This window comes from Variovorax sp. 20P10.2.4 (genome assembly GCF_058244205.1).
Window position 1 is genome coordinate 1 of record NZ_JBZAYE010000415.1, and the last position, 6,691, is coordinate 6,691.

At 67.5% G+C, this 6,691-nt stretch carries 5 protein-coding genes and 1 pseudogene; 4 read left to right on the top strand and 2 right to left on the bottom strand.

The annotated features are described in order from the left end of the window. A partial coding sequence (locus AC27VN_RS28780) for a RepB family plasmid replication initiator protein (RefSeq protein ID WP_490878745.1) occupies positions 1 to 1,071 on the bottom strand: 1,071 nt, incomplete at its 3' end. A gap of 658 nt (positions 1,072 to 1,729) precedes the next feature. Between AC27VN_RS28780 and AC27VN_RS28785 the strand changes: the two genes are divergently transcribed. Next, entirely contained in the window at positions 1,730 to 2,884 is a 1,155-nt protein-coding gene (locus tag AC27VN_RS28785; protein ID WP_256222935.1) for an AAA family ATPase, read from the top strand. A gap of 475 nt (positions 2,885 to 3,359) precedes the next feature. Further along, positions 3,360 to 4,457: a ParB/RepB/Spo0J family partition protein gene (locus AC27VN_RS28790; protein ID WP_490878746.1), complete on the top strand. Its 1,098-nt coding sequence runs from the start codon at positions 3,360 to 3,362 to the stop codon at positions 4,455 to 4,457. A gap of 209 nt (positions 4,458 to 4,666) precedes the next feature. On the opposite strand, the gene AC27VN_RS28795 is transcribed toward AC27VN_RS28790, so the two are convergent. Beyond that, positions 4,667 to 5,155, bottom strand: coding sequence for an Lrp/AsnC family transcriptional regulator (locus tag AC27VN_RS28795; protein WP_093352805.1), 489 nt, complete (start codon positions 5,153 to 5,155; stop codon positions 4,667 to 4,669). A 75-nt stretch (positions 5,156 to 5,230) separates the two neighbouring features. Between AC27VN_RS28795 and AC27VN_RS28800 the strand changes: the two genes are divergently transcribed. Both AC27VN_RS28800 and AC27VN_RS28805 read left to right on the top strand, forming a co-directional pair. Further along, positions 5,231 to 6,199: a DMT family transporter gene (locus AC27VN_RS28800; RefSeq protein WP_490878747.1), complete on the top strand. Its 969-nt coding sequence runs from the start codon at positions 5,231 to 5,233 to the stop codon at positions 6,197 to 6,199. 175 nt (positions 6,200 to 6,374) lie between these two features. Next, positions 6,375 to 6,691: pseudogene (locus AC27VN_RS28805) on the top strand (phage integrase family protein); the annotation flags it as partial.

A 6,691-nucleotide genomic window follows, 5' to 3' on the forward strand; every position in this document is an offset into this window, starting at 1 on the left:
GTTCTCCCACAGCTCGAGGATGCGGCGCATGCGCTCGCCTTCGGACAGCGCCGGCGCCGCCGCGGGCTGTGCGGGCGTGGCCGGTGCCGGCGCACCCGGGGCGGCGGCTGCGCCGGCCGTGGGCGGCAGCGCCTTCAGGCCGGCATAGCCCTTCTTGAGCGCATCCTTGAAGTAGGCCGCGGGCGACTTGAGCTCGGGCATCGCGGCATTGCGCAGCCGCTGCTCGACATGGTCGAGCGTGGCGCGGATCTGGCCTTCGTCGGTGATGGCGTAGAGGTCCTGCGCCTCTTCCTGCTTGATGCCCAGCGCGATCAGCCGGCCGACCAGCTCGAGGTCGAACACGTTGCGGTCGGCCGAGGAGATGTCGCCGAGCCGCTGCTGCACCTTGGGAACGACGCGGAACTGGATCTCCTCGATCTTGCGGCCGCGCTTGTGCTCGATGAGCTCGATGCTGAAGTCCTCGCACAGCGCGTCGATCTCGGCCAGGGCCTTGCTGATCACGTCGCGCTTGAGGAAGCGGTAGTCGACCTCCTTGATGTCGCTGCGGCCGGTGAGCACGGCGGCCCACCACAGCACGTCCTCGCGCATCGACAGCCGGCCCGGCGAGGTCAGGTAGCGCGCGCCGATCTCGTAGAGCACGGCGGCCGAGTAGCTGCGCATCTGGCCGCTGATCTCGAGCAGCACCCGCGTGTACTGGTGCGGCTTGACCAGCCGCTCCTTGATCTCGTCGGGATAGCGCCAGGTGACCATGCACGGGCGGCCGCGGCCCTGCTCCTCGATGGTGACGGTGCCCAGCAGCTGGGTCGACACCCAGCGGCGCAGCGCGGGACCGCTGGTCGACCACTCGATGGTGGTGGCCTGCATGTCGCGCAGGTGGGCCTTGAGCAGCTCGGTGTTGTTCGAGTTGAAGCGGGCGTCGCCAATCAGTTCGCTGAGCGGGAGCTGGTAGACGGGCTCGTCGACCCCCTGGCGCTGCGAGTGGTAGAGCAGCGCGTTGTAGATCCGGCGCGACAGCAAGGTGAGCCGGCCTCGCTTGGGCCGGATGGCGATGGCCTCGTTGGCCTTGGCCACGCTCTGCTCGTCCGCCGGGGGCGGCGGGCGCGGAAGTGTGCGTGGAAGGTCGTCGTCGGCCATGGTTGCGTAAGCGGGAGGGTTCACATGATGCTTGGCTAATGTGAATTCGTCAAATCACAAACCCGGGTGCCTTGGTGAGTTTAAAGATAAACACTTGGGAGATTTGAAGAGTTGGCGGTCCGATTTCTCTTTTCACGACAAGGACTTGCGAGGCTTTCTGTGAGTGTTTATGGGAGTTGATGTGAGGACCGTTGGGATTTGATGTGAGATCCGTTGGGGTACCGATCCCTGGAATGTGAGCAGGAATGGGGTCCAATGTGAGTGGACAAGGGGAACGGGGCGGTGCGGGCCCCGGATTGCGGCGATGACCGCCCCCGCAGCGCCGGTTTGGGGCCTCCGGGCTGCCTGGCGCCCGTCGATGGACCCGGATCGCGCCCGCTTTTTGACAACTCCGCGACGGGTTCCCCAACCGACCTCACAATAGAGAGGCGGGAAATGCTCTCGTACTCGGTGGAAGTTGTTCATTCGACAGATTCTCGTAGAATTGCAGAATTCTGTCGAATAAGGTGTCTCCCCGATGTCCGTCAATGCACCGCCGATCCCTGGAAACCAGGTTTCCACCGAGGCTCCGCTTCCCCCCCGCCAGGTCATCAACATGTCCAAGATTGCCGCCCTGGCAACGCGGGCCGGTTCGATGGTCGAGCAGATTCGCAGCATGCTGCTGGCCCCCGAGGCCCGCAAGGTGCCGCCCATTTTTTCCACGGCCCAGCTCGCCGCCCTGTGCGGCGTCGACAAGGCGCACGTTGCCTACCGCATCACCAAGGAAGACCTGCCGGCCGGCCGGCTCACACCTTCGGGCGGCAAGCGCAACTTCGGCCTCGACGAACTGCGCCGCTGGACCCGCACCTACCGCGCCGACAAGATGCGTCCCGCCGGCCGCAAGGCCGTGACCATCGCGGTCGGCAACTTCAAGGGCGGCGTGGCCAAGACCACCACCGCGATGATCCTGGCCCAGGGCCTGAGCCTGCGCGGCCACCGCGTGCTCGCGATCGACACCGATCCGCAGGGCTCGCTGACCACGCTGCACGGCCTGCTGCCCGAAGCCGAGGTGACCGAGGACATGACCATCGGCCCGCTGTGCGACGGCACCGAGCGCGACATCCGCTACGCGATCCGCTCGACCTACTGGGACGGCATCGACCTCGTGGCCGCCGCGCCCTTCCTGTTCTCGGCCGAGTTCGCGCTGCCGGCGCGGCAGATGCAGGAGCCGGGCGCCAAGTTCTGGGACGTGCTCAACGAAGGCCTCGAGAGCGTGCGCGATCTCTACGACGTGATCGTGATCGACACGCCGCCGTCACTCTCCTATGTGACGATCAATGCCCTGTGGGCGGCCAACGGCATCGTCGTGCCCGTCCCGCCCTCGGGCCTGGACTTCGCCTCGTCGGCGCAGTTCTGGTCGCTGCTGGCCGACCTCGGCGGCAACCTCGACGGCCAGAGCAAGGACCGCGAAGGCAAGGCCTTCGACTTCCTGCACGTGCTGCTGAGCCGCGTCGACGCGGCCGACCCGGCCATGCCCGCGGTGCGGCAGTGGATCCAGGCGACCTATGGCGAGTACACCTTGCCGGTCGAGATTCCGAAGACCAGCGTCACCAGCAACAAGGCGGCCGAGTTCGCGACCGTCTATGACGTGCAGCGCTACGAAGGCGCCGCCAAGACCTACAAGCGCGCGGTAGATGCCTATGACGCCTTCGTCGAACTGGTCGAGCAATCGGTGGTGGGCGCGTGGGGTGCGCAGGGGCGCCCGCGCTGATGAGGAGTTCGTCGGATCCGGTGCGTGGAAACCTGGTTTCCACGCCCATGTCGAAAAGGCTCGCAGCGCGGCCCGAGGAGGTGTTCGGCCCGGGCCGCCAGGGCCGGGCGATCGCGAGGGCGCCGCGCGCCAGGTTTGAAAGACGGGGTGGCGTGGAAACCAGGTTTCCAGCAGCCGCCCCCGATACGCGTCCTGTCGATGCGTGGACCTCCGGCCCCTGGCCGCCGTCCCCATTGCCCTCTCTATATATGCAGACCCCAGGGGCCCTCCCTGGGAACACGGCGCCGACGACCTCGGCGCTTTCGGCTTTTGCCGCGCCGGCGATCCGGTCCGTCGGCACGATGCGCGCTCCGGTGTCGAAGCCCTTTGCACACCCGCGCCGTGGAAACCAGGTTTCCAGCCACCCGCCCATTCCACCGGCACTCGTCCGGCCCGTCCGTGGAAACCGGGTTTCCAGATTCAAGGAGACATGACCATGTCCAGCACACGCAAGCGTCTCGAGGCGCTCACCGCCAACCTCTCGCTGCCGCAGGATCTGCCACCGGCCGCTCCACCGACCACCGCGCTGCCCGAAGCCGCCGCGCCCGAGGTGCCGCCCTTCATGCCGCCCGCTGCCGTGGAAACCAGGTTTCCACCGGTGGGCAAGAGCTCGCTCGCTCCGCGTACCGGCCCGGGCCAGATGATGGCCTTCCGCGGCCAGATCCAGCAGGTCGAAGGCGAGATGGCCGCGCTGCGCGAAAAGCTCAGCCAGTACGAAGGCTCGCTGCCCACGCGCAAGCTCGATCCCCAGACCATCCGCCCGAGCCGCTGGGCCAACCGCCACGAGACCGCGTTCTCGAACGCCGAGTTCGCCGGCCTCAAGGCCGACATCGAACATGCGGGCGGTAACGTGCAGCCGATCCTGGTGCGGCCGCTCAAGGACGAGGAAGGGCAGTACGAACTGGTGTTTGGCCATCGCCGGCACCGCGCCTGCCTGGAACTCGGCATTCCGGTGCTGGCCTCGATCTGGCAGGAAGAACTCGGCGACGCCGCCCTGTTCGCCGCGATGGACCGCGAGAACCGCGAACGCGCGGACCTCTCGTCCTACGAGCAGGGGATGATGTACCAGCGCGCGCTCGACGAGCAGCTGTTCCCCACGCAGCGCCAACTGGCCGAAGCGCTCGGCGTCAGCCACACCTGGGTGCGCAAGGCGCTGCAGGTCGCAGCGCTGCCTTCGCTGATCGTCGAATGCTTCCGCACGCCGCTCGAGGTCGGCTTCCGCCACGCCGAGCAGATCCATGCCGCGATGGACAAGGATCGCCGTGCCGTGCTCAAGCGGGCCGAGAAACTCCGGGGCCACGACCTCTCGGCCTCGATGGTGGTCGCGCGGCTGCTCGATGCCCGCCCGAGCATGGAGCGCGCGGAGCGGCTCGAGCTGCAGGCCAATGGCACGCGCCTGGGCACCCTCGCGCGCTCCAAGCTCGGCGAGGTCACGATCACGCTGACCTCCCAGGCCTCGGCCGACGGCGACGTGGAAGCGATCCAGAAAGCCGTGGGTGATGCGCTGCTGAAGCTCCGGACTACCGGCGCCTGAGACGGTGTGAATGAAGCTGCTGCGCGCTCCGATCTCGCACCTGCGGTCCTCGTCGTACGTGAGTACGGCTGCGGTCCTCGATGCGGCCTCGGGGCGCTTGCGACGGTTTCTTCACACCTTCCGAGCGCTCTTCAAAGCTCAATGTGAGTAGATTTGGGATTTCCGAAGCGCCTGCGCCCAGCGCTTCGGAGACCCTCCAAGCCATCGATCTAGGGGATGACGATGGCTGTATCGGTCTTCACGCGGTCCAGCGCCACCAGCGACCGGAAGCTCTTCACCTGCTCGTTCTCCGCGAAAAGCCGCCGCGTCAGCCCTTCGTAGCTGCGCATGTTGGCCGCCACGATGATCAGCACGCAGCTCACGCCCCCGGTCACGTAATAGCACTGTTGCACCTCGGGCGTCTCGCGAAAGATGGCCTTGGCGCGGTCCACCGTCGCCGCCCGCTCGTCGACCAGCTGCACCTCGACGATCGAGGTGATGGTGGCACCCAGCGCATCGGCATCGAGCACCGCCACGTTGCGCTGGATCACGCCGGCGGCCTCGAGCGCGGCGATGCGGCGCTGGACGGCCGGCGCGGACAGGCTCACTTCCTCCGCGATCACGCGCTGCGGCGTCTTGTTGTCGCGTTGCAGGATCTGCAGGATGGCGCGGTCCTGGCGGTCGAGGACGTATCCCGATTCGGTGAGTCTGGTGGGCATGTCGAGCGAATGTTGCGTGAAGAGGCTGAAAATCCAGCCAATTCTTCACAATGGCAAGCATAAAGTGCATCCATGATGACATTTTTCTCCTCCGGCGTCACCGACCCCCAGGCCCGCCGCAAGGCCTTGGGCGTGGCCTGCGGCGCCGGGGCCGGTGCCCTCTGGGGCCTGGTGTTCCTGGCGCCCGCGCTGGTGCGGGACTTCAGCCCGCTGATGCTGACCATCGGCCGCTACCTCTTCTTCGGCCTGATCGCGGCCTTCCTACTGGTGCCGCGGTGGCGCGCGCTGGCGCCGCGGCTCGCGCGCGGGCACTGGCGCAGCCTGGCCTGGCTGGCCTTCACGGGCAACGTGCTCTATTACCTGCTGCTGTCCAGCGCGGTCCAGAACGGCGGCATCGCCACGACCTCGCTGGTGATCGGCTTCCTGCCCGTGGCGGTCACGGTGATCGGCAGCCGCGACCACGGCGCCGTGCCCCTGCGCGCGCTGCTGCCCTCCATCCTGCTGAGCGTGGCCGGCGCCGTCTGCATCGGCTGGCAGGCGTTTGCCGCACCCGCCAGCGGCGGTCTGGGCGCTTCCGTTCTGGGCTTCGCCTGTGCCGTCGGCGCCCTGGCGTCCTGGACCGCCTTCGCCGTGCGCAACGCCCGCTGCCTGCAGCGCCTCGAGGGCATTTCCGGGCAGGACTGGAACCTGCTGACCGGCATCGTCACGGGCGCCCAGAGCCTGCTGCTGGTGCCGGTGGCGCTGCTGCTCGAATCCGCCCACCACGAACTGGGCGCATGGGCCCGGTTCGGGGCGGTTTCGGCCGGCCTGGCGCTCGTGGCATCGATCGCCGGCAATGCGCTGTGGAACCGGATGAGCCGGCTGCTGCCGCTCACGCTGGTGGGCCAGATGATCCTTTTCGAGACCCTGTTCGCGCTGGTCTACGGCCTGGCCTGGGAGCGCAGGGCGCCCACGCCGCTCGAGCTGCTGGCCCTCGGCTTCGTGATCCTGAGCGTGGTGTCGTGCCTGGCGGCGCACCGTCCGGCGACGGCCGCCAGCCATTGAAACAAGGGTTCCGCCGCCACCGTCCCGCTTCCGGACAGATTCAAAACCGACGCCAAGTGCTTGAAAACAAAAGAGAAAAATTAGTCGATGGGCTTGACATCGGCATTTGACATCGCAAAATCGCGTGGATGATTATTGAGGCCTTCACGCCCCATTCGATGCACCCGACCGCCGCATGAAAGCCCACCGCCAACGCCTGCAGCGCGCCCACTTCGCTTTCATGCGCGCGCTGATCCAGGGCCTCGATGCCCGCGCGAGCTGGGACCGCTATCTGCGGCTCGAGGGCGAGTCGGCCGACATGCGCAACGTGCGGCGCACCATCGGTTGGATGCGCGACGCCTTCGCGGCCGCCGCCCGGCGCGAACGCCGGCCCGGCACGGCGCGGCTGATCCTGCTCGATCCCGAGCGCTTCGCCAGCGCGCCCAAGCTGCCGACCCTCGAGGACTTCGCGCACGCGCAGGGGCTGGAAGACTTCTCCCATGCCGAGCAGAT